17 protein-coding genes are annotated in these 22,692 nt (G+C 42.8%); 8 read left to right on the top strand and 9 right to left on the bottom strand.

Annotated features, from left to right (window positions below; genetic code table 11):
• Positions 1-261 precede the first annotated feature (261 nt).
• The 4 genes from ACS8FC_RS02835 (at position 262) to cspE (ending at position 3,627) form a co-directional block, all read left to right on the top strand.
• Entirely contained in the window at positions 262-1,557 is a 1,296-nt protein-coding gene (locus ACS8FC_RS02835; protein WP_439295807.1) for a VWA domain-containing protein, read from the top strand.
• Positions 1,558-2,017: 460 nt separating this feature from the next.
• A complete protein-coding gene (locus ACS8FC_RS02830) occupies positions 2,018-2,506 on the top strand; it encodes a hypothetical protein (RefSeq protein WP_439295806.1) in 489 nt (162 codons plus the stop codon).
• A 246-nt stretch (positions 2,507-2,752) separates the two neighbouring features.
• Positions 2,753-3,178: a YbaN family protein gene (locus ACS8FC_RS02825; protein WP_439262079.1), complete on the top strand. Its 426-nt coding sequence runs from the start codon at positions 2,753-2,755 to the stop codon at positions 3,176-3,178.
• 239 nt (positions 3,179-3,417) lie between these two features.
• Positions 3,418-3,627 (top strand): transcription antiterminator/RNA stability regulator CspE, encoded by a 210-nt coding sequence (gene cspE / locus ACS8FC_RS02820; protein WP_075102704.1) that lies wholly within the window; start codon positions 3,418-3,420, stop codon positions 3,625-3,627.
• 242 nt (positions 3,628-3,869) lie between these two features.
• Here cspE and ACS8FC_RS02815 read toward each other — a convergent pair whose 3' ends face one another.
• Positions 3,870-4,955 (bottom strand): YeiH family protein, encoded by a 1,086-nt coding sequence (locus ACS8FC_RS02815; protein ID WP_439262077.1) that lies wholly within the window; start codon positions 4,953-4,955, stop codon positions 3,870-3,872.
• Between the two features lie 155 nt (positions 4,956-5,110).
• On the opposite strand from ACS8FC_RS02815, the gene ACS8FC_RS02810 reads away from it, so the two are divergent.
• The gene (locus ACS8FC_RS02810) at positions 5,111-6,052 is read left to right on the top strand and encodes a LysR substrate-binding domain-containing protein (protein ID WP_439295805.1); all 942 of its coding nucleotides are present in this window, start codon (positions 5,111-5,113) and stop codon (positions 6,050-6,052) included.
• Between the two features lie 127 nt (positions 6,053-6,179).
• Here the strand turns inward: ACS8FC_RS02810 and ACS8FC_RS02805 are convergent, their stop codons facing one another.
• Together ACS8FC_RS02805 and ACS8FC_RS02800 are read right to left on the bottom strand one after the other, a co-directional pair.
• Positions 6,180-6,647 (bottom strand): universal stress protein, encoded by a 468-nt coding sequence (locus tag ACS8FC_RS02805; RefSeq protein WP_439295804.1) that lies wholly within the window; start codon positions 6,645-6,647, stop codon positions 6,180-6,182.
• Positions 6,648-6,826: 179 nt separating this feature from the next.
• Positions 6,827-7,288 carry a universal stress protein gene (locus tag ACS8FC_RS02800; RefSeq protein ID WP_439262074.1) on the bottom strand — a complete coding sequence of 154 codons (462 nt, stop codon included), beginning with the start codon at positions 7,286-7,288 and terminating at the stop codon, positions 6,827-6,829.
• 301 nt (positions 7,289-7,589) lie between these two features.
• Between ACS8FC_RS02800 and ACS8FC_RS02795 the strand changes: the two genes are divergently transcribed.
• Positions 7,590-10,667: an insulinase family protein gene (locus tag ACS8FC_RS02795; RefSeq protein WP_439295803.1), complete on the top strand. Its 3,078-nt coding sequence runs from the start codon at positions 7,590-7,592 to the stop codon at positions 10,665-10,667.
• An 89-nt stretch (positions 10,668-10,756) separates the two neighbouring features.
• Here ACS8FC_RS02795 and ACS8FC_RS02790 read toward each other — a convergent pair whose 3' ends face one another.
• Both ACS8FC_RS02790 and ACS8FC_RS02785 read right to left on the bottom strand, forming a co-directional pair.
• Positions 10,757-11,320 (bottom strand): NUDIX hydrolase, encoded by a 564-nt coding sequence (locus ACS8FC_RS02790; RefSeq protein ID WP_439295802.1) that lies wholly within the window; start codon positions 11,318-11,320, stop codon positions 10,757-10,759.
• A 390-nt stretch (positions 11,321-11,710) separates the two neighbouring features.
• Positions 11,711-12,226 carry an HPP family protein gene (locus ACS8FC_RS02785; protein WP_439262070.1) on the bottom strand — a complete coding sequence of 172 codons (516 nt, stop codon included), beginning with the start codon at positions 12,224-12,226 and terminating at the stop codon, positions 11,711-11,713.
• Between the two features lie 139 nt (positions 12,227-12,365).
• Between ACS8FC_RS02785 and ACS8FC_RS02780 the strand changes: the two genes are divergently transcribed.
• The gene (locus ACS8FC_RS02780; protein WP_439262068.1) at positions 12,366-13,103 is read left to right on the top strand and encodes an NUDIX hydrolase; all 738 of its coding nucleotides are present in this window, start codon (positions 12,366-12,368) and stop codon (positions 13,101-13,103) included.
• Positions 13,104-13,337: 234 nt separating this feature from the next.
• On the opposite strand, the gene ACS8FC_RS02775 is transcribed toward ACS8FC_RS02780, so the two are convergent.
• Together ACS8FC_RS02775 and nhaA are read right to left on the bottom strand one after the other, a co-directional pair.
• Positions 13,338-14,693 carry an oxygenase MpaB family protein gene (locus ACS8FC_RS02775; RefSeq protein WP_439295801.1) on the bottom strand — a complete coding sequence of 452 codons (1,356 nt, stop codon included), beginning with the start codon at positions 14,691-14,693 and terminating at the stop codon, positions 13,338-13,340.
• A gap of 143 nt (positions 14,694-14,836) precedes the next feature.
• Positions 14,837-16,036 carry a Na+/H+ antiporter NhaA gene (nhaA, locus tag ACS8FC_RS02770; RefSeq protein ID WP_439262064.1) on the bottom strand — a complete coding sequence of 400 codons (1,200 nt, stop codon included), beginning with the start codon at positions 16,034-16,036 and terminating at the stop codon, positions 14,837-14,839.
• A gap of 588 nt (positions 16,037-16,624) precedes the next feature.
• Here nhaA and ACS8FC_RS02765 point away from each other — a divergent pair.
• Positions 16,625-17,380: a TSUP family transporter gene (locus ACS8FC_RS02765; protein WP_058369498.1), complete on the top strand. Its 756-nt coding sequence runs from the start codon at positions 16,625-16,627 to the stop codon at positions 17,378-17,380.
• Positions 17,381-17,544: 164 nt separating this feature from the next.
• Here ACS8FC_RS02765 and ACS8FC_RS02760 read toward each other — a convergent pair whose 3' ends face one another.
• Positions 17,545-18,921, bottom strand: coding sequence for a dicarboxylate/amino acid:cation symporter (locus tag ACS8FC_RS02760; protein WP_299217831.1), 1,377 nt, complete (start codon positions 18,919-18,921; stop codon positions 17,545-17,547).
• 576 nt (positions 18,922-19,497) lie between these two features.
• Positions 19,498-22,407 (bottom strand): acyl-CoA dehydrogenase, encoded by a 2,910-nt coding sequence (locus ACS8FC_RS02755; protein ID WP_439295800.1) that lies wholly within the window; start codon positions 22,405-22,407, stop codon positions 19,498-19,500.
• Positions 22,408-22,692: the final 285 nt, after the last annotated feature.

The following is a 22,692-nucleotide window of genomic DNA, read 5'->3' as shown; positions in this document are numbered from 1 at the left end:
CGCTACGATCTTAGAATGAAGCTATTTGCTGGTATCATTAATTCCGAGCTTAAACTATGACTTTTGCAAGAGGTCTATTAATTTTAAACAAAGAATAGCTAAGAGGTGTGATCTAAAAAGTATTTTAGATATTGAGAATTATGTAGGCCCTTAGTTTGACTATGGCAAAAAATCGCTTCAGCTCGTGCTGTTAGCGGTTTTTTAATGTCAGTAATTAAGCTATTATCTTTAAAGGAATAACACGCTAACGTAAGGAACACCATGAATCATCTCACAGTCGGACAACGCGCGCCTTTAAGCAATCTTGCTATTGACGATACCGCACCAATCACGCTTAAGTTCACCCGTCAAAGCTCAATCGAGATGGACATCAGCTGCTTTGCCTTAGACGCAGCGGGTAAACTGATCAATGATGATTACATGGTGTTTTATAATCAGCCAACCTCACCGTGCGGTCAAATCAAGCTCACCCATTACGAGTCGCAGCCAACGGCAAATAAAGGCATCCAAGCCGAGTTTGAAGTGAATTTATCCAAACTGGCTACGAATATAGACAGCTTGTTTTTTGTGTTATCAGCCGACACGCCGCTGAATCAAATTCAATCGTTAGAGATTGGGATTTGGCAACAGTCACAAAAAGCACAGGCAGAGTATCAAGCAGCAGACTTTGCACAGCAGCAAGCCAGTATGTTGATGCAGCTGTATCGTAAGGGTGGCGTTTGGCGAGTATCCAACGTCGCACAAGGCTTTAATGGTGGGCTTGCTGCCATCGTGCAGCATTTCGGTGGCGATGTAGAAGAGGGCAGCCCGCAAGTAATCGAGCCGACCGCCACGCCAGTGCAAGCAAAACCGTCGTTAGAGAAGGTCATGCTAGACAAAGCGCCAAAACTGGTCAATCTGGCCAAAAAAGCCACGGTATCGCTTGAGAAGCGCCAATTGCAGCAATTAACCGCAAAGGTAGCACTGGTGCTAGATGCCTCAGGCTCAATGAACAGACAGTACAAAAAAGGCCGCGTGCAAGAAGTGGTCAACCGCATACTGCCATTGGCAGTGAGCTTCGATGATGACCAAGCGCTAGACTGCTGGGCGTTTGCCCGAGATCCGCAGTATTTGGGCGAGATTGAGCTAAGCAACTATGACGGCTTCATCAACAACGCTCATGGCGGCTGGCGCAAATGGAAGCTTGGCCCACGCATCAATAACGAAGCAGAGGTCATGAAAGCCGTGACAGAGTTTTATCAAAAGGACGGCTTGGACGTGCCTATCTACGTGCTATTTATCAGTGATGGCGGGGTTAATGACAATCGCGGTATCACTAGAGTCATGACGGATGCGGCGAAACTACCGATATTTTGGCAGTTTGTGGGCTTGGGTGGTCGTGGTTATGGCATCCTCAAAAAACTAGATGATATGGAAGGGCGCGTGATTGATAATTGCGACTTTTTTGAACTCGATGATTTAGACGATATCAGCGAAGAAGCCTTGTATGAAAACATGCTAGAAGATTTTCCAAGTTGGCTCAAAGAAGCACGAGAAATAGGATTGATATCGAAATAAGTAAGCCAAAATAATATCATTAAAAATAAAACCGCCCACAAAACTGTGAGCGGTTTTTTTACGCCAAAACAAAACCGAATTAGACACTACGTCCATACGATTTACCAAACACGATAACCTGTCTGCTATAAGCTATACTCGATCCACCATAAAAGAAATACAGCGCTATAGGGATAAATTTTTTGCAGCCTCTGTCTGCGTAGGCACAGCAAGCAAAGAAAAATTTGTTCCAGTAGCGCATTATGATATTTATACTTATTTTATTTAGGACTAAATGTAGCACCGCTATAGCAAAATTAGGCCTTAGACATTTTATTACAAATCAAAGCGATAAGGCTGATAGTATAAATATAAGCGCACTGACTTCTCTAAGAATTGGATTTACACAAGTAAAAAGTAAGTGACGGGGTCGGTGTATAAGATATTTTTAAATCATGTTTTAGTAGATTTAGGAATAATAATGATGATAAATATACATGTAGTCTTTTGGGTCGCCCTGACATTTTTTACCTTTCTTGTGACCATGAGTCATATAAAAGGTCACAAATCAATCGTTGATAGAGACTCGATGCCGAGGGCACTGAGTAGCGATAAGCTCGACATCGAAACCAGCTTTTATAAAGCTGATGCCACCTTACACGATATTATATTTTTCCATGCCTCTGCATCAGGTGCCGCGATCGTTTTATTGGTCCTAATTATCAAAGGTGAGATTTTATTCCCAGGAACGGTTGTCCTCTTTGGCGCGCTATCTTCCATCGCGATATTTACTATTAGCATTGTACTTCTCTTATTTGCCTTTTATTTTTATAGTATCTCGATTTTGAAGCTTGGCGATACGCTGGCTAGAATGCAGTTTAATGGTAAAGGTATCGAAACCAAGTACGCAATTTTGGCCGTCTTTGGATATTTTTTGATATTCCCAATTATTGCGTTAATACTGGTTTAAAGTTTTTTCAACGCATGTTTAATCAAAACCGCTCATGATTTAAGTTATGAGCGGTTTTTGTTGGTCAAATTTATCCAGATATACTTAATGATAGTAAAATGTCGCAAAAATAGACTTGTGTCGTTCTAAACGTTATAGCATGCTTACACAATTATATAGATAGCTGAGCTTTACTTTTTAAGCTGCGTTCTCGCTTTATAAGTTCATAGTGATATCTGTCTTTTATCGTGTATCGAAATCATATTTATGACTGACAATAAAAAATCCTTTTACTATCGACCAAAGACCAATCAATCCAGCAGTCCAACGATACGCTGGACGTTTGTGACGCTTGGCTGGTTGTTTTTTGTGTTGGGTATTATCGGTATCTTATTGCCAGTAATGCCGACCGCGCCTTTTGTACTATTGGCAGCTGCCTGCTGGGCAAGAAGCTCGCGCCGCTTTCACTTTTGGCTGATCAATCACAAGTATTTTGGCAAGTATGTCCGCGATTGGGAAGAAAACCATGCTGTTCCTCGGTATGCTAAATGGCTTGCAACAGTGATGATGGGATTTTCAACGGCAATGTTATTTTATCGGCTGCCAGCAGATATGCTATGGGTTGCATGGGCGGTAGCCCTTGTATGTAGCGGAGTGGCGATATATTTGTTTCGCTTACCCAATGCCAAATAAGCGCAAATCGACGACTAAAAAATATGATTGTATATCCGGTTACATGAAATATAAGATAAAGCTTGCCATATAGGCTTGCACGTCTTATAATACGTCCAAGCTTAAAAGCAGTTCTGCACCAAATCATTACCTCGTAGTATTAGTTATAATCCTTCGTTTTAATATTTATCGTTCAGTAGCTATTTGCAAGCGTTACCGGTCACTAGACCATTAATAAATTTAAAAGTAGGATTATCGACATGTCAGATACTCAAAAAGGTACAGTTAAGTGGTTCAACGAAGCTAAAGGCTTTGGTTTCATCGCTCCAGAAAACGGCGCAGACGTTTTTGCTCATTACAGCGAAATCAGTGGTTCTGGCTTCAAAACTTTGGCTGAAGGCCAAGAAGTTGAGTTCACTGTAACTCAAGGCCAAAAAGGCCCACAAGCACATAACATCGTTGCTATCTAATTTGTCTTTATAGACAGCTAGATGAATAGATGTAGAAAAGCGGACCTTCGGGTTCGTTTTTTTTCGTCTATGATTTGGTATCTAAAGCACTGATAGTAGATGTAGTAATCGTTTTCCTTAAAAGGTTTTAGTCAATCATACTAAATTAGATGATAAATATAAAAAGGCCTCCGACTATAAGTAGTTGGAGGCCTTTTACGTTAGGTAATGAGGTGAACATTCAAGAATGGACAGGCAAACTACTAGATAAAGCTAATGCCAATATTAATAAGGCCACCGCCTAGTATTAACCAGCCAAACATAATTGCACCTAAGATAAGCGGTCTAATGCCAGCTTGCTTGATCGCGCTCAGATGAGTCGTTAAGCCCAGTGCAAACATAGCCATCGTCAGTAACACATCGTCTAATAAGATCATGTTTTGCTCAAAGCTTTTAGACATTGGCAGCCATGTATGTAGTATGACAATAGCAATAAAGATAAAAGCAAACCAAGGTACGCTGACCTGTCTAATACGCGCTATAAACGATAATTTTTTATCGCTGTTTTGACCATCGCCCTTGGTCAAGGCAAATGATAAAACCAGTAAAAATGGCGCGAGCATCATGACACGTATCATCTTGGTGACAACTGCAGTATTACCAACCTCAGTGTTTACTGCATTACCAGCGACAACAACCTGTGCCACTTCATGGACAGTTGAGCCAGTATAGACGCCGTATTGCTCGGCACTAAGCCAAGGCTGTAACCAACCAAGGTGATACAAAAAAGGATAAAGTAGCATGGCTATAGTGCCGAACACGACCACTGTCGCTACTGCAATCGTAACCTTGTGCGCCTCAGCTTTGACCACTGGCTCTGCTGCTATGACCGCCGCTGCTCCGCAAATACTAGCGCCTGAACCAATCAATAAAGTTGTTTTTTTGTCAACCTTTAACCACCTTGTGCCCAGCCAATATGTCAGTAAAAATGTCGATGTCAGTACTAGTGCATCTGTCATAACTGCTGGCATGCCAACGCTTGCAACTTGTGTTATTGTCAGTTTAAAACCATAAAACATAATGGCAAGACGTAAAATCTGACCCTTAGCAAAGACCACGCCAGCATTTAAGCGCTCAGCGAAATTAGGATAAATCGTATTACCAAGGATCATTCCAAGCAAGATAGCTAATGTCAAAGATGACAGACCCACGATATGTCCATTCGACCAAGTATTCAAACTGTTATTAAGCCATAGGCAAAATAAGCTACCGATCAGCACGACAACCAATCCTGCTAAGTGACGGTTGTTTGGAAAATAATGATTCACTGATTGGGCAAAAGCGTGCATAAGGGACGCATCCTATTGTCGATAATCAAAATAAGCATAAGCTTATGAATAGACAGTATAAGATAAGTTGTTTTATAATAAAAACAGATTAATAAGGTATAACCTATCGAAATTTTAGGTTAGTAGAGTATCTTGATAAAAGGCAATAGCGATTGATGAAGAAGACCGTTCAGACTGTACCAAAGATCACTTTGCGGCAACTGGCAGTATTTGTTAGTGTCTATCAGACAGGTAGTACCAGCCTTGCCAGCGAAGCGCTGCATCTATCACAGTCAGCAGTCAGTAGCGCACTGACCGAGCTAGAAGCGCGCTTACAAATGCCTTTATTTGAACGAGTAGGGCGCAGGCTTAATCAACATCCAAATGCGCATCCGGTTTATGTACAGGCGCAAGCACTATTAAGCCAGTCTTTGACACTTGAGCAGTATCATCAGTATCAAGCAGGACAGATTCATATTGGTGCTAGTACGACTATCGGCAATTATGTGTTACCACCACTATTAGCCCAGCTGTATAAAGCACTACCAGACGCTAACGTCGACATGTATATTGCCAACACCCAAGAAGTCATTCATGAAGTTGAACAGTTAAATATTGATATCGCTTTAGTCGAAGGCATGCCGCGTCCGACAGACATAAAAGTCATCGAGCAGCAAGAATGGCGTACAGATACCTTAGTAATATTTGCTAAACACGATAGTAAATGGCTAACCGATTGGGCTGAGTATAGTGCAGCTGAGCAGTGTTATAAATTGACTGTAACGCAGCTGGCAAAATTACCGTTGTTGGTACGTGAGGCAGGCTCGGGCACGCGGCAAATTATCGACGAGCAATTGCTTAAGCATTTACCAGATGTCGAAGTCGTTATGGCGATTCAGCAGTCAGAGGCGATTAAAAATATGGTCAGTGCCGATATTGGGCTTGGCTGTTTGTCGCAGCATGTGATTGAAGCAGAGTTGACAGCGCAAAAATTGGTACAAGTGAAGGTAACGGGTATTGATCTGTCGCGGACTTGGTGGTTGGTCTGGCACAAAGCCCGCCATAAAAGCCCAATCTGGCAAGCATTTATAGATATTATCCAAGGGCAGTACACTTAAGTATAAATGCATTAGGTAGGTAAGATTGTCATGCAGAAATAAGCAAAAAGCGCACCGTAGACAAGTAGCTACGGTGCGCTTTTTTTATTTATTAATGAGCTAACAAGCAATACCTATATCAACTCTATTAGCTGCGTTTTGATACTGGTTTATCAAGCCTGACGACTAAACTGTCACAGGGTACATTTGGCAGAATGTTATCTGCGGTCGCACCGCTTATCCATGCAGCAATACCATGGCGTTCATGACGACCAATGACCAATAGATCGACATCATTTTTATGGCAGTAATTAACGATGCCTTCACTGTTAGAGATGGCAGTCGTCACTTCAGAGTTTACCGCATTTAAATCATTACGCTCCAAAAACTGGGCCAGTTTTGCCCGTGCTTCTTGGCAGCGCTCATCATCAATCTCATCATATAGGCTTGAGGCAGGTACCAATTCATAACCAAAGCCAACCATGGTATCCTTGACGATATGTAATACTGATAGCTTGGAGCCAGGACGGTTATCAACGATGCGTTTGGCTTTTTGAGCAACTATGTCGGCATCAGCCAATAAGTCAGTGACTAGTAAAATATGTTGGTAACTCATGAGGGTCTCCTCGTAGCAAGTAGTTTTAACTATAGCACTACTGATGACTGCTGTTAAGTAGTGAGTTGCACTCTTTATTATATTCTTTAAAGGCACCGTTTAAATTACTTATTAGCCTATTTAACAGCGTTTAATTGGCTGCAATATTTTAAGCAACCGGTCATATGGTTACGATGACCTTACTCAAGTACTGGCTGATTAAGCTTGACCACCAAGCTATCACAAGGCGTGTTAGGCAAGATATTGTCCGCTGTTGCCCCAACCAGCCACGCAGCGATACCATGTCGTTCATGACGTCCGATAATCAATAAATCAACGTTTTTTTCATGACAATAATTGATGATGCCTTTGTCATTGGAGATAGCAGCAGTCACTTCAGAATTGACCGCCTGTAAATTATTACGCTTAAGAAAGAGCGCAAGCTTGGCTCGGGCCTTTTGCCAGTGCTCACCATCATTATCTCCTGATAGGCTAGACGCTGGTACCAGCTCATAGCCAAAACGCACCATATCATCTTCAACGATATGTAAGACCGATAATTTGGCTTTAGGAGAGCCTGCTAGGATACGTTTGGCTTTTTGGGCGACTATATCAGCATCAGATAACAAGTCAGTAACCAATAAAACATGTTGATAGCTCATAATGTGCTCCTATTGATGGATAATTTAATACTAGCAGTACTGGGCATCTTTGTTAAGGGATAAAGCCATATTTTAATTGTGGTTATTGTTACGTTGATGGTGGTTTGGCGTCGACAGACTTGACTTATCAATGCATTAGCCCCATCTATAAGCGCTAAGTTAGTTTTTAAATAATTCACTGACAATCAACGTTTAATCACTAAATATTAAAAATATTTGGCACAATTTTGAGGCTAGACTCTCATATTTACCCAGCTCATTGAGCGCTATCTACATTATATTATAAGCTATAAGGATAACTATGACTGACACACCGTTTACCGCTGACTTAACGTTGCATCCAGCGTTTGAGCTGATTGAGCATCGCCATGTTGAAGCATTGTCAATGGATGTGCTGATCAGTCAGCACATCAAAACTGGCGCGATGCATTATCATTTAGCGCATCCAAGTGATGAAAATGCGTTTTTGGTGGGTTTTCGCACTCAGCCCATGGATTCAAAAGGTGAAGCGCATATCTTAGAGCACGTGGCCTTGTGTGGTTCTGAGAAGTTCCCGGTACGTGATCCGTTCTTTTCGATGATTAAGCGCTCATTAAATACGTTTATGAATGCAATGACCGCGGCTGATTGGACAGCGTACCCGTACGCCACTCAAAATAAAAATGACTATTTTAACTTGCTTGCTGTCTATCTTGATGCGTCGTTTTTTCCCAATATTCATCCGCTTGATTTTGCTCAAGAAGGCATCCGCGTAGAGCTTGACGAAAATGATAAGCCGCAGTTTAAGGGCATTGTCTTTAATGAGATGAAGGGCGCGATGAGCGGTGAGATTGATCAGTTATATCATACGGTCGCGCATCATTTGTTCCCAACGACGACGTATCATTATAATTCAGGCGGCGATCCTGCTGATATTCCAGACTTGACCCATCCTGAACTGGTTGAGTTTCACCGCAGTCATTATCACCCATCAAACAGCGTCATTATGAGCTTTGGTAATATTCCAGTAGCTGAGACGCAAGCGAAAATCCACGACGATGCCTTGAGCCAATTTGAAGCAGGTAAAAAGCATGTGTCACGTCCAGAGCAGCGTTTGTCTGCACCCATTAGCGCTGTCGATACTTATACCGCTGACGAAGCCGGTCCTGATCAGACCCATCACGTGGTGGCGTGGTTACTGCCATCGATTACCGATCCCAAGCAGCGTTTGGCTCTGCGCTTATTAGAAGGCGTGTTGGTCGAACACTCAGGTTCTCCATTACGTGCGTATCTAGACAGTCATCCACTGGGCAAGGCACCAAGTCCGCTATTGGGACTTGATGACAGTCATTACGAGATGGTGTTTTATACCGGTCTACGTGGTTCAAACCCCGAGCATGCCGAAGCGGTAGAGCAGGGTATTATTGATTTGCTGACTGAAGTTGCAAGCAATCCAATCGATGATGACACCATTGAAACCATCTTGCACCAAATCGAGATCGATCAGCGCCATATCGGCGGTGATAGCATTCCTTATGGTCTAAATTTGATGTTAGAAGGCTTTAGCACGGCGATTCATGACGGCAATCCTATTGATGTCTGGGAGGTTGATGAGCATTTACAGTGGCTACGTGAACAGGTAAAAGATAAGCAGTGGCTGCCTAATTTAATTAAACAGCATTTACTCGATAATCAGCATCGTGTCCGTGTCACACTAACGCCAGATAGTGAAAAATCAGCCCGTCTGGCAGCAGCTGAGCAGACCCGTCTTGATACCATCGCTATGGATTTGACCGCTGATGATAAAGATATCTTGCACAAGCAGGCGCTGGATCTAGCAGCGCGTCAAACTGCACCCGATGATGTCAACCTCTTGCCAAAAGTTGGCCTAGAAGACGTACCAGCAGATATCAGCTTTAAACAAGGCACGCAAAAGCCTGTGCGTTTAAGCGGGCAAGACAGTACCTTGTTTGAGTATGAGGCAGGTACCAATGGCCTCTATTATTATCAAGTAATTGTGCCGTTGACTGATGCGATCGGTGAGCATAACCATGATGAATTACCGGTTAATGAAGTGATTAATCACCCACTGCTGCCTATTTATCTAAGTTTATTATCTGAGCTGGGTACGGACTCCTTAAGTGCTCATGAGCTGCAAGCGAAGCAAGCTGCACATTCCTCAGGAGTAACGGCGCGTATTAGTCAACGCACCAATATTGATGATAGCCAATCTATCAGTAGTTATTTTGTCGTCGCAACGCGTGCGCTAAACCGTAAACCTGAAGCGATTGACTTGCTCAAAGAAGTGATGGAGCATAGCGTCTTTACCGAGCATGACCGAATCAAAGAGATCTTGCAGCAGCGTCAAGCCAGCTGGCAATCGAACCTTGCAGGATCAGGCCATGCTTATGCCATGCAAACTGCCAGTCGTGGTATGAGTCGCCAAGCGCAGCTAGAATATGTGCGCAGTGGTCTGCCAGCACTCAATGCGCTGAAAGCGTTTTTGACGCAGGCAAGTACCGATGAGGCGCAGTGGGACAAGTTGGCAAGTAGCTTGATGGACTTGCATCAGCGTTTGATTAGTTTGCCTAAGCACGCGGTTATCATCTGTGAAGCGGAGCAAACCGAACGCTTAAGCAACCTGATTGTCGATAGCTGGCAAGACAGCAGTGCCCAAAAGCTAGCCGAAAAGTTGCAAGGTTCTGATGCTGGCATTGAAGATAATATCCCAAGCGAGTTTGCAGACTTGCAACTTGATCCGGCATTAAATGGCGGACAAGACGCGGTGAGAGCTATAGAAAGCGGTACTACTGCCGATGTTGAAGACTTAGCTTGGCTAGTGCCGACCAACGTCTATCATAATGCTAGCGCTTATACCGCTCCGGCCGCTGACCATCCAGATACGGCAGCGCTTATGGTATTAGCACCTTACTTACGTAATGGGTACTTGCATAGTGCTATTCGCGAGCGCGGCGGTGCTTATGGTGGCGGAGCTGGTTACGATGCCAATGCTTGCGCATTTAAGTTCTTTAGCTACCGTGATCCGCATTGTGCCGAAACCTTTGCGCACTTTGATGCCAGTATTGAGTGGTTGTTAAACGAGCCGCAAACGGCTGAACAGCTAGAAGAAGCCATCTTAGGAATTATCTCAGGGATGGATAAACCAGGCTCGCCAGCAGGTGAAGCGATTAAAGCCTGTTTTGCTGATCTCCATCAGCGTAGTGCAGACTGGCAACGTAAGATGCGTGCAGCGATTTTGGCAGTGACGGTCGAGGATTTACAGCGCGTGGCCAAGCAGTACCTGCAAGGACAAAATCATGTACGTGCGGTACTAGCGCCGTATGATAAAGAAGACAGTGTCAAAGATTTGGGCTTTAAAGTTTGTAAAATTAAAAGCTAGAGCAGTAGAGGTTATAAGGTAGTAAAAGATAGTAAGTCGCATACAAAAAGCCAAGCGTGATGCTTGGCTTTTGTTATCTTGCCTCTGATTCAATAGCGCTTGATACTTTGATCTTTACCAATAAGGTCTTGATGAATAGGAAAGTCAGACAAATTATCGAACTGCTTACGATCTGCAAAATAGCTGGTCAATGTACGGCGTACTGCCTCAAAAGCAATATTGTCCCATGGAATGTCTTCTTCACTAAACAAAGCACAGTCCAAGCTTTCAGAACCAATACCGTAAGCACCATCCTTTAGATCAGTCAAATAAATACTGTAGATTTGGCCAATATCTGGAATGTCATAAATACAGTACAAATGAGGATTAAGGACAACGGCGTCGGCTTCTTCAAAGCTTTCTCTTGCGGCACCTTCAGCCATGGTTTCACCATTTTCCATAAAGCCTGCTGGTATGGTCCACAAGCCATATTGAGGCTCGATAGCACGGCGACATAGCAGTACTCTGTCTTTGTGTACTACTAAAGAGCCACAAATTACCTTTGGGTTTTCGTAGTGAATGTAACCACAGTTTGGGCATACCAGACGCGGTACATTATCAGTCGCTGGTATCTTGCGTTCCGCTTCATGACCACATGCTAGACAATAGCGCATATCAACTGCCTTATTTTGATAAGATAAAAAGAGTGGTAAAAAATGTTTAATTTTTAGAATGTTTTTACTGACGTCATGTTTTTAGCTTTTATAAGTATAGCCAACAGGTATAACTCTAGGTCTAAACATTATTTTGAGTTTAAATGTTGTCGTAAATGTAAACGTTGTTTTAAGATAGCACAAAACAAGGCAATGCTGAATAATGGTAACATGAACACGTCATTTATCTGCAATAGAGCAAATATGACTCCGATGTTACGCCAGTTATTTACCCTTATAAGATATGACGGGCTTGATTAAGAATAGCCAGTCACGTAAAAGTGGGGTAGTAATGACCAGATTGGGCTAATCTAAACTACAAAGAAGGATGTGGCTTAGTATGTCTTGACATTACCAATATCTTGGATAGTGTCTGCCTCTACCGATGTTGTTATAAATCAGGGCAACGACAACCAAGGCGAGCGCACCTACCAGTGTTGGAGTGACCAAAAAATGCCATTTAACACCTCCAAGCATGACAATTAGTGGGTTTGAGCCTGCGGGCGGGTGCGGTACCCGAAACAATAGCATAAGCGCAATGGCAGTACCGACAGCGAGTGCCAAGCTCCACCACTCAATACCAAATATCGTCATAAATGCTAGACCAGTAAAAGTGGTAATAAAATGACCGCCAACAATATTTCTTGGCTGAGCAAATGGGCTTTCTGGATAAGCAAAAATAAGCAAGCAACTGGCGCCAAATGAGCCCAAAATCATAGCAACATTTTGCCAATTACCAATTAGGGCCAGCGCTGCGGTTGCCAATGTACCGCCTAGCCAAGCCAGTCCAATGATAACTAAAGGCAGTCTTTGCGGGCAATCATCTATTCTGCCCTGCATCTTATTTAACGAAAAAATCTTATTCACTAGCGTTTCCTAAATAATATACTGATAAATTTAGCGACTTGATTGATGATAAGTCTTATTATTTTTGAGAATTTTTTATAGATAACTTAGCTTAATGACACTGAACACTGAACACTGATAAAGATATAGGCCAATAATAATGTTAATACCTTCGCAGTCTGCACAATTTGATAAACTGTCAGTCGCTGTCCCCACGTTTATTCGTCACCCTACGCTTAGAACATTGGCTGAGCGAGTACAGCATGAGACTTTAAATGCTGTCACCAGTCCTGCGGTATATCATTCTTACAGTACCTCCCGTAGTGCCCGTATTTTGGACAGTCTATACCAAACGCCAATCGCTGATGCGTCGATATTGGTGGCCATCACTCATGAGCGTCATCCTAAGCTACTCTTGACACGTCGCGCCGCGCACATGAACAGTCACGCAGGGGAGGTCTCCTGTGCTGGTGGTAAGTATGAAGTAGGTGATGGCAACAACGTTGTCACAGCCTTACGTGAAGCTTGCGAGGAGACAGCGCTACCACCAAATAAAGTGCAGCTACTGGGGCAATTACCTATTCAAACCTCTAAAAGCGGCATGAGTGTGCGTCCAATCGTGGCGCTCATTGCTCCAGGTTTGGTATTGGTGCCTGAGATGGGAGAGATATCACGCATCTTTTGGGCAGATTTTGAAACCTTACTTACTCAGCCAACTGTAGAATATGCAGTAGAGTATGCGATACAAGATCAAGTGGCGACGATGCTGACACCCAGCTGGCAAGTAGACGGTGAGACAGTATGGGGGCTAACAGGACGCGTTATCGCAAGTCTACTAGAAACTGGGTTTGATCGGCAGCTTGAATGGTACTACCGCATACAAGATAGTAGACTATAAAAGTTGTCAGCTTATAAGCGCTTACGTATATTTATCTAATAAAAAAGCATTACTTAGGTTTTTTGTGGATTTATTATAGTTACTGTTCGCCTTGTTGATAATGCTTTTAGATATTCTATTTACTACTAATAATATTCGCGACCTATAATCGATATTAAATAAAGTGGTTACAAGGCTGCATGATGCGTGATTGGTACAAATTTTACTTACTTGCTGTTTGTCAGCTGGCACTTTTTATTGATAATAATCATCGTTTTTCTTTAGCCACCAGTTCATATTGTCTTGGCGTTTAGCGCGAAACTGCTCAAGCTTATCAGCGATGCCACTGTTATGCTGGCGGGCTGTATCAAGCGCAAACAAAATAGGCACTGAGGACAATACCCCAAAACGTATCTTTGATCTGGGTAGATCTAGTCCATCGCCGATATCATCACCGACTAAGGTGCGGGTCACACTGGCATTCACCATCTCAACGAAGCGTCCACGTCGATTGTCCTCGCCCATTAACTGACGTGGCAAGTCGTGCAAAGCTTTGGCAAGTGGCTGACCCATCTTAAAGTCAAGCTGTTGAATAGATAAGTAGGTGTATAGCCACTCCCAGCACGCAGACTCATCTTTTGGTAGGCGCTGTAAGTCAACCCCCATCCAATAACTGGCAAGATTCCACAGATGTAAGATACCTTCAGCTTCTTCTTTACTGATACGCGCCCCCAATAACTGCAGTCCGCGCATAATCAATAACGAAAATTGCAAATGGGTAGCGATCATGTCTGTCTGATTGATGGGGACGCCCCAATAGGCCGTATTCCAAGTTCCATCAGGATTATGATGCTGATCAGCATTTGGTATAACACCTTTGGCCGCGTTGCCTTTGCCTTTGAGTAAGTTTTGCCGTACCAAGGTATGAATTTGGCGGACATTGATAGACTGTCGCCAGCCCTCAGATCCAATCGCCAACACCTGATCAATAGGCTTGCGGTTATTGCGCGCGCTAGAATCTAGTTGCGGGTGTTCAGATACAGCCAATATATAAGCATAGGTACGCATTAAGCGTGGCAATGCATCGTGCATCAAAGCGCCAGTCTGGATGAGAGGTAAGGAGAGAGCAGGGATACTATAGCCTGCCATGAGCGCAACATTACGCAGTAGCCAGATGAGCATTAACGGATAACGGCGGTAGGCGACTGCCCCAATCTGTGCAAGCTTGGGATCAAACCAATCAGGGTGGCTACTGAATTGCTCGGTTAATAAGCTAAATGAGGGGTTGGTTGCAAGATTGACGTTTGACTGGTCATCGATGATAAGTTTTTGTAAAGGTTTTGCAAAACGCACACCGTCAGTTGCTAAGGCATCTGCTAGTGGGTCCCCAATGTCGTAGCCTGCTACCATCTCGTCTAATAGATTTTGTGAGACAGTAAAGTCTTTAGGTAGCAGATAACGTCTGATACGGCGCAGAACTTGTAAATCGCTATGATCTGTAATCGCAGTAGTACGCCCATGACGTTGATAGCTCTGTACAGATGCTTTGTCTGATACTAGCGGATCACTAGGCGTAGTAGAGTCATTTATAAAGGAGTTTTTGGGTTTCATAATTATAATGTACCATCATGACGGCTGCTAATGGTAATCAGTGGCCATAACAGCCGTCATAAACCGTTGGCACCTAATGAGTCTTTCTTTATAACAGAAGACTCATAGTCGTGCTGATGGTATCTAAACCGTTGGCTTAAATATCAATGGCGTGTTAAATCTACTGATGTACCGCTAACGCTGTCTTTTAAGCTTAATTTGAGCATGATATAACCGGCAACACCAGATACGATCGAGCCCATAATAATACCTAAACGCTCATCAAATAACGAGGTGTCGCCTGCAAATGCCAGACCTCCAATAAACAAACTCATCGTAAAACCAACGCCGCATAATAAGGCTGCACCATAAATCTGCTTATAATCCATGCCTCTTGGCATCGTCGATATACCAAGTTTAAAGATGAGCCAGCACATGACCATGACACCTACTTGCTTACCGATAAACAGTCCTGCGGCGATACCAAGGGGTACTGAATGGAATAGCTCAGCAAGCCCTGCACCTTTGAGTGAGATGCCTGAATTGGCAAACGCAAACAGTGGCAAAATACCATAAGAAACCGTGTTTTGTAGATCGTGTTCAAGCTCCTCAAGCGGCGAATGTTCAGGGTCCGTACGGTCAAACAATGGAATGAATAACGCTAAAACGACACCTGCTAGCGTTGCATGAATACCAGATTTGAGTACGGCTATCCACATGATAACGCCAATAAGTAAATAGGGCGTGAGACTAGTGATATTTCGGCGATTAAGTAAATATAAAAATGGCAGACACAAGCCTGCGACGGCTAGTGAGCTTAACGATAACTCGCTCGTATAAAATAAAGCAATGATTAAAATAGCACCGATATCATCAAAGATTGCAATAGATACTAAAAATACTTTTAAGGAGTTAGGTACGCGGTTACCAAGCAGACTTAAGATACCAAGAGCAAAGGCAATATCGGTTGCAGCTGGAATAGCCCAGCCTTTCCAAAACTCAGGTTCATTGTAATTAAAAAGTAGATACACAATAGCTGGCACAATCATGCCGCCTATTGCGGCTCCAGCTGGTAGGATAATCTGTTTAACATTGGACAACTCGCCAATAAGCACTTCGCGTTTGAGCTCAAGCCCAACTAAAAAAAAGAAAACTGCCATCAAACCATCATTTATCCAATGATGAGCATCTTTGGCAATTCCAAAATCGCCTATTTGAATGGCAACAGGTGCGTGAATAAAAGATTCGTACCAAACATTGAGAGGACTATTGGCGACGATCATGGCTGCGATAGCCGCCAAAGCTAATACAATACCACCTGAAGCATCGAGGTTAAAAAATGCCCTAACTTTTTGTATTGCCATATCATCCTCATTTGTTAAATACATACTATAAACGTAAACGTCTATCTGATAGCTTTATAATACCGCTGATAGCTCGCTTTAGTTTCTCATAATTTCATCAATATAAACAATAAAATGCGTTAAACAACATATATCAGCTTATCGCATCTTATTATGACAGGCGATATAAAAACGATAATAAGATTGATAACGCTATTACGACCTAATAAATACCTTAAGTCTATCTTCTTTTTTGATGTTTTTTCATTACTAAAAAGTATTCTATGTTTTATGATAGATACTGACAACCGTTATACATAAGATGCAGTTGTCTTAGACAGATTTGCGAGCGTTATCATAAATTATAATGTTACGACATGATAGTGTTTACCGTTAAGTACGCCTATAATCGTGACAAAAAAAACCAACAGACTTTGTTGCGTTTTTGGTTTTTTTACAGTTTTAACTTTATAATAAGTCGCTTTTCAACCAATACCTCAACCCATCCACTATTCTATTTTAATATTTATGTTGATATTAAAGGCCGCTTGGCTAGCGGTCTAGTGTTTTTGGCTGTTTTTATGAGAATTTTATAACAAGGCCATCTCTATGGACGTATCTTTAACCCTAGAAATCATTTTAATGCTCACTGCAGTGGCGGCGCTCGCCGGTTTTATCGATGCTATCGCAGGTGGTGGTGGACTGCTTACTATACCAGCAATGCTACTGGCCAATATACCACCAGTGCTCACTTTAGGCACCAACAAGTTACAGGCTGCCTCAGGCGCCTTAGCGGCCTCCATTACCATGGTTAAAAAGGGGGTGGTCAAACCCCAGCGTATAAAGATCGCCATTATTGCCGCTTTTATCGGTTCAGTTATTGGCACTATCGCTGTACAACTATCACCACCTGATCTGTTAGAAAGGCTGATTCCATTTTTGATCGCCGCTATTGGAATCTATACCTTGTTTGCGCCTAGACTCGGTGAAGTAGAGGCTGCACCGCGTATTTCAGAAAGTAAGTGGCAAAAAGTCGTGGCGCCATTGATTGGATTTTATGATGGTTATATAGGACCAGGTACGGGTATGTTCTTTGCGCTAGGTAATGTCGCTTTGCGAGGTCGGCAGATTATTGAAGCGACTGGAGCTGCCAAGGTATTGAACTTATCTACCAATATTGGCTCACTGATATTTTTTATTTTAGGTGGTAATGTGCTTTGGAAAGTGGGGCTGGCTATGATGGTCGGTCAAACAATAGGCGCCTATTTTGGCTCGCATATGGTGGTCAAAGGCGGTAGTAAGCTGATTCGACCAGTGATTGTATTGGTGTGCTTGGCGATGTTGACTAAATACGTATTCGGTTAGGCTGATAGCCAATAACCGCCAATGCTCTACAGATACTATAAAACAGCTACAAAAACCAAGATATAAAAAAACCCCAAACTAATTAGTCTGGGGTTTTTTATATTTTAGAATATCAAGTTGTCCTACTATTGCGTGTCATTTTTTTACGAGTAATTTATGAGTAGTTATTTGCGACGATCGACATCATCGTACTCACTACCCATCAATCCATCGCTAAAGACCTGCGAAAATTCACGCTCATTATCTTCATCAATATGACCATCAAATACATCTTTTGCACCAGCATGAGGGTCATTATAGATGGCAAGATCCATTTTGTTTTCTGACTTTGCCACAATTGTTGTCACCGCTGCATCACCGCCAACGTTCACTGCAGTACGCAACATGTCTAAGATACGATCCACACCTAAGATCAGACCAATACCTTCAATAGGTAAGCCTACTTGAGCAAATACCATTGATAGCATGATTAGACCTACCCCTGGTACACCTGCTGTGCCAACAGAGGCCAATACTGACATCAAAATAACAGTCAGATATTCGGTAATGCCCAAATCAACCCCATAAATATTGGCAATAAAAATAGTCGCAGTACCTTGCATGATCGCTGTACCATCCATATTGATGGTCGCCCCAAAAGGCACAGTAAACGATGCAACTGAGTTATTGACCCCCATACGCTTGGTCACGGTGCGTAAGGTAATAGGAATGGTGGCGTTTGAGCTTGAGGTACTAAATGCAAAAATCTGTACTTCGCGCATCTTGGCTAAAAAGGTCTTGATTGATAAACCTGAGAATAGCTTGAGTACAATCATCATTGTAATGAAAAAATGGAAAGCAAGAGAGCCTACCAGTACAGCGACATAACCGAGCAATGACCAAATAAGATCCAAACCAAGCTCAGCCATGGCCTTCGTTAAAAGTGCAAATACACCATAAGGGGCAAGGTTCATAATGATGGTGACCATCTTTAAGATGACTTCATTTATAAGCTCTAAGCTTTGCACCAAGCCTTTAGCAGGTTTACCAACCATCAAAATACTAATACCAATCAAAATAGCAAAGAAGATAATAGACAACATATCCCCGTTTGCCATCGCGCTGATGGGATTTGATGGGATGATGTTGGAGAATACATCCAGTAGTGGCGGCGCAGATTTGGCTTCAAAAGCAGCTTCGGTTTCGATATCCATCCCTTTACCGATGCCAAACAAAATACCAAGCCCAATCGCAGTCGCAATCGCTAAGGCTGTCGTCATCATATAAATAAGAAAAGTTTTGGTACCAATACGGCCAAGTAAGCGAATATCACCAATACCGCAAACACCGCAAATAAGTGAGATTAATACTAAAGGTACCACCAGCATTTTTAGCGAGTTGACGAACAGCTTACCAATAATGGCAAAAAAGCCATTGGTCACATAGGTATTAACAAAGCTGCCTTCAGCGTTGAGTCCGGAATAGTTCAAAAATAAACCCAGTATAATACCGAGTACCATGGCAACAATAATCTTGCCTGTCAGTCCCATATTTTTCCACATAACTTATATCCTTGGTATACGTAACTTTTGGCAATAAAACTAATGATTAAATCAGTATGACTAATATCATAGTCATCATTATCAATCACATTAAAAGCCCTGTTACGCCTAAATTCTTTTTAGTCTCGTGTTTCGGTGGACAATATAAAAGAATTGTTAGGGGCACTGCAAGATTTTTTTCTCATCTAAGTCATATTTAATCATTGATATGACTGCCTACAAAAGCTATGTGCCCAAAGAATAGCTGTCATTTATTCTAAACATTTTGTTTTCGTTATGGAAACAAATTTTTTTACTTACTCTCACTCAGCAAATCGCTGATCAGTTTGATATATTCATTATGGGTTGAACATCTCTTAAGTACATAAACCTCACCAATACATTTTCAGACAAGGCTAGGCCTTGTACCATATATGCTTATGTTATTAGTGGTTTAATATAATTGTCCTAACATACAAAAATTTGATAGTGGCGCAGTCAAAAAAAGCAAGACTGCCATAGTTTGACAATCTTGCTTTTAATGTTTTTATTTTTGTAGCTTGCCCAGTTACTTAAAGGACATTAACTACGCTTTCATCATGCCTTATCGTCTTCTTCACGACGTAGCCCGTCTTGCCATTTAGAGCCTTGCGTAGAAACGTTTTCTCCCTCGCTACTCTCATGACCATTGTGGTCATTTAGATGCCCGTCATCTGTGTCTAGTTGAGTATCAATACCTCTACTATGATTGTAACTCATGCGTTCGCTAAGCGTCGACTCAGCGTCACGACTACGATGATCAAGTGCTTCAGCTTCAGGGTTCGCTTCCTCAAAGTCAGTCTGTGCAGTGACTTCCTCGGCCATACTTTGTTCGCCAGCCATTTTGACATCGCCATCTGACTCATAACCATGAGCTGGATTGTCATCGCCAGTAGACTCAGTATCTTTGGTTGTATCATGACTAGCTGATATACCATTTTTAGCTTGAGCTGCGCTTTTGAGTTCAGCATAATCCGTCAGCTGATGTACCGCATTCTCTAAACTATGCGGATTAAAGCGCTCTTGTACATGTAATAGATGCTCATCAAGTACATCGGTAAGTAACGAATCAAAGCGTAGTGCGTTGTATTTAATTAATTGCTCAGCCTCACTTTCAGTAATAACACCACTTTGGCTGGCATGGACTACGTGATCTTCAAAGGTTAAGCCCTCAAAGCTATCATCATGTTCTGCTTTTTTAAACTTTTGCCATAACGGTTCAACTTCGAGCAAGGTTTGATAAGCGTGTTCCATACGTCCAGTAACATCATCAGGATCAGTATTGTAGTACACCATGGTCTTGAGATAATCACGGAATGGGTTGGCTTCATGATCATCCATAAAGGTATCACCCAATTTGGCTTTTAGCTCATCACTAGCGGGCGTAAAGATACGTCCACTTGGGAATGTCACAAAGCTAACCACATTGGCCGCCATCCGATTAGGGAAGTTGGCAAAAAATGCAACAAAGGCTTCTTGAATAGTATATAGGCTATTTTGTAAGGCGACCTCTGCGTGTAAACGTTCTGCTTCTGACTTAGTACCATGCTCGTAAAACTGCAAAATAGCGGTGGCAATAAATAGATGACCATGAATATCAGCCAAGCGTCCCGACAGCATCTCTTTACGCTTTAAGTCTCCAGCGAGTAGGCCTAAGGCCATATCGGCAGTAAGAGCGAAACCAGCGCTCAAACGGTTGATATGCTTGTAGTAGGGGCGAGTGAAACCGTCTGCAAAGCTTGGCGCATTATTGCTACCCCCAACATATCCTGCAACGAAGGCTTTTGCTCCGCGGTTAAAGGTGTAACCTAAATGCTTAAAGAATAAATTATCAAACTGCTTTAGCGCATCTTTTTTATCTTCACTTTGCAATAATTGCAACTCATCGAAAAGATATGGATGACAACGCATAGCGCCTTGACCAAAGATCATAAGCGAGCGTGTCAGAATATTTGCACCCTCAACCGTGATAGAGACTGGAATAGCTTGATAAAGGGAGGCTAAAAAGTTACGCGGTCCCATTTGAATAGCACGACCACCAACGACATCCATACCATCATTGACGACTTCACGCATAGTCTCGGTTGCATAGTATTTCGCCATGGCCGTCATCACCGATGGCGTACCACCTTGGTTAAGACCGCAAGTAACCAGATGTCGAAACGCCTCTAACATATAGGTATTACTGGCTATACGACTGGTGGCATCTTGGACACCTTCAAACTTACCAACCGATATTTTAAATTGCTCACGAACTTTTGAGAAGGCACTGACTGATAAGTAACTCATCTCGCTCGCTGACGTCGAAAGCGCTGGCAAGGAGATGCCGCGCCCAACCCCAAGACATTCCATCAGCATACGCCAGCCGCGACCAGCATTTTCGACGCCGCCGATAATATAATCTAGTGGAATAAAGACATCTGTACCGTCAACCGTACCATTCATAAATGGTGAGCCACTCGGATAATGGCGTGGCCCCACGATGACGCCTTCATGGTTAGCAGGTATTAAAGCACAAGTAATACCGTAGTCGGTCTTACTAGGATCGCCAAGCAAGCCTTCTGGATCATGCATTTTAAATGCCAGTCCCACGACAGTTGCGATAGGCGCAAGCGTAATCCAGCGCTTAGAAAAGTTCATGCGCAGACCAAGCATATGCTCGCCTTCATGGGTACCGTAGCAAACCACCCCTGTATCAGGGATAGCGCCAGCATCAGAGCCCGCCTCAGGCCCTGTCAAGCCAAAGCAAGGCACTTCTTCGCCTATGGCCAGTCCAGGTAGCCAGCGCTGTTTTTGCTCATCGGTACCATAGTGCATGAGCAGCTCACCAGGACCAAGTGAGTTTGGCACCATACAGCTGACCGCAGCCGTTGAAGAGCGTGAAGCGATTTTACTCATTACGCGACTTTGAGCATAAGAGCTAAACTCTAAACCGCCATATTCCTCAGGAATGATCAAACCCAAAAAGCCATTGGCTTTAATAAACTGCCAAGTCTGCGGGGTTAGGTCTTTATAATCTTGAGTAATCTCCCATTCATCAAGCATGGCACATAGCGTCTCAACCTCATTGTCGATGAAGCTTTGTTCGCGTTCTGACAGCTCAGGGTAAGGGTAGTTGGCAAAGGTGTCCCAGTTTGGTGCACCCATAAACAACTCTTTTTCCCACCAGCTAGTACCCGCATCAAGCGCTTCGCGTTCAGTATCACTCATACTTGGCATGGCACCGCTTAAAGCTTTATAAACAGGCTTGGTAATAAGCGCTTGGCGTATGGGAGCAATCAACAACATCAAACACAAAAGCGCTATCGGAACCCCCAATATGAGCGACCATGGGCTTATAAACGCAGTAACTATGACAGTGATAATGGCAACGATACTACCAGTGACACGAGATAAAGACAGTAAAAATATGGCCAGGACAACGGCTAACTGAATGATTACTGCTAAAATAAATAAGCCAATCGCCATGACTGTCTCCTTGGCAAAACGTGGGTGAGAATCGGGAAATAAAAAATATCAAGTAGTATTAGTAATCAGAGTCGATAGTGAGCCAATCGTCATACATCTTATTTATATTATTTCTGAGCTTGTTCTTTTATCCTTGCTTGAGAGCCTGATTAAATCTAATCGTTTATTAAAACAGGCTATAAAGACAATTTTATCTACCAATATGAAATAGTTCTCGTAAACTATCAATAGACAAAATGCTACGCTATGTCGACAATATGTATCAGTCTATCTTCTTTTTTTTAG

Source organism: Psychrobacter sp. 1Y4 (genome assembly GCF_051847555.1).
This window is presented reverse-complemented; position numbering and strand designations above follow the sequence as displayed.

What these genes read in the sequence shown, in the direction of transcription:
- ACS8FC_RS02760 (WP_299217831.1), bottom strand. Translation starts at nt 18,921, where the DNA reads ATGTGGAAAAATATGGGACTGACAGGCAAGATTATTGTTGCCATGGTA.
- ACS8FC_RS02825 (WP_439262079.1), top strand. Translation starts at nt 2,753, where the DNA reads ATGACTGACAATAAAAAATCCTTTTACTATCGACCAAAGACCAATCAA.
- ACS8FC_RS02790 (WP_439295802.1), bottom strand. Translation starts at nt 11,320, where the DNA reads ATGCGCTATTGTCTAGCATGTGGTCATGAAGCGGAACGCAAGATACCA.
- ACS8FC_RS02780 (WP_439262068.1), top strand. Translation starts at nt 12,366, where the DNA reads ATGTTAATACCTTCGCAGTCTGCACAATTTGATAAACTGTCAGTCGCT.
- ACS8FC_RS02755 (WP_439295800.1), bottom strand. Translation starts at nt 22,407, where the DNA reads ATGGCGATTGGCTTATTTATTTTAGCAGTAATCATTCAGTTAGCCGTT.
- cspE (WP_075102704.1), top strand. Translation starts at nt 3,418, where the DNA reads ATGTCAGATACTCAAAAAGGTACAGTTAAGTGGTTCAACGAAGCTAAA.
- ACS8FC_RS02765 (WP_058369498.1), top strand. Translation starts at nt 16,625, where the DNA reads ATGGACGTATCTTTAACCCTAGAAATCATTTTAATGCTCACTGCAGTG.
- ACS8FC_RS02830 (WP_439295806.1), top strand. Translation starts at nt 2,018, where the DNA reads ATGATGATAAATATACATGTAGTCTTTTGGGTCGCCCTGACATTTTTT.
- ACS8FC_RS02810 (WP_439295805.1), top strand. Translation starts at nt 5,111, where the DNA reads ATGAAGAAGACCGTTCAGACTGTACCAAAGATCACTTTGCGGCAACTG.
- ACS8FC_RS02795 (WP_439295803.1), top strand. Translation starts at nt 7,590, where the DNA reads ATGACTGACACACCGTTTACCGCTGACTTAACGTTGCATCCAGCGTTT.
- nhaA (WP_439262064.1), bottom strand. Translation starts at nt 16,036, where the DNA reads ATGGCAATACAAAAAGTTAGGGCATTTTTTAACCTCGATGCTTCAGGT.
- ACS8FC_RS02805 (WP_439295804.1), bottom strand. Translation starts at nt 6,647, where the DNA reads ATGAGTTACCAACATATTTTACTAGTCACTGACTTATTGGCTGATGCC.
- ACS8FC_RS02775 (WP_439295801.1), bottom strand. Translation starts at nt 14,693, where the DNA reads ATGAAACCCAAAAACTCCTTTATAAATGACTCTACTACGCCTAGTGAT.
- ACS8FC_RS02800 (WP_439262074.1), bottom strand. Translation starts at nt 7,288, where the DNA reads ATGAGCTATCAACATGTTTTATTGGTTACTGACTTGTTATCTGATGCT.
- ACS8FC_RS02835 (WP_439295807.1), top strand. Translation starts at nt 262, where the DNA reads ATGAATCATCTCACAGTCGGACAACGCGCGCCTTTAAGCAATCTTGCT.
- ACS8FC_RS02815 (WP_439262077.1), bottom strand. Translation starts at nt 4,955, where the DNA reads ATGCACGCTTTTGCCCAATCAGTGAATCATTATTTTCCAAACAACCGT.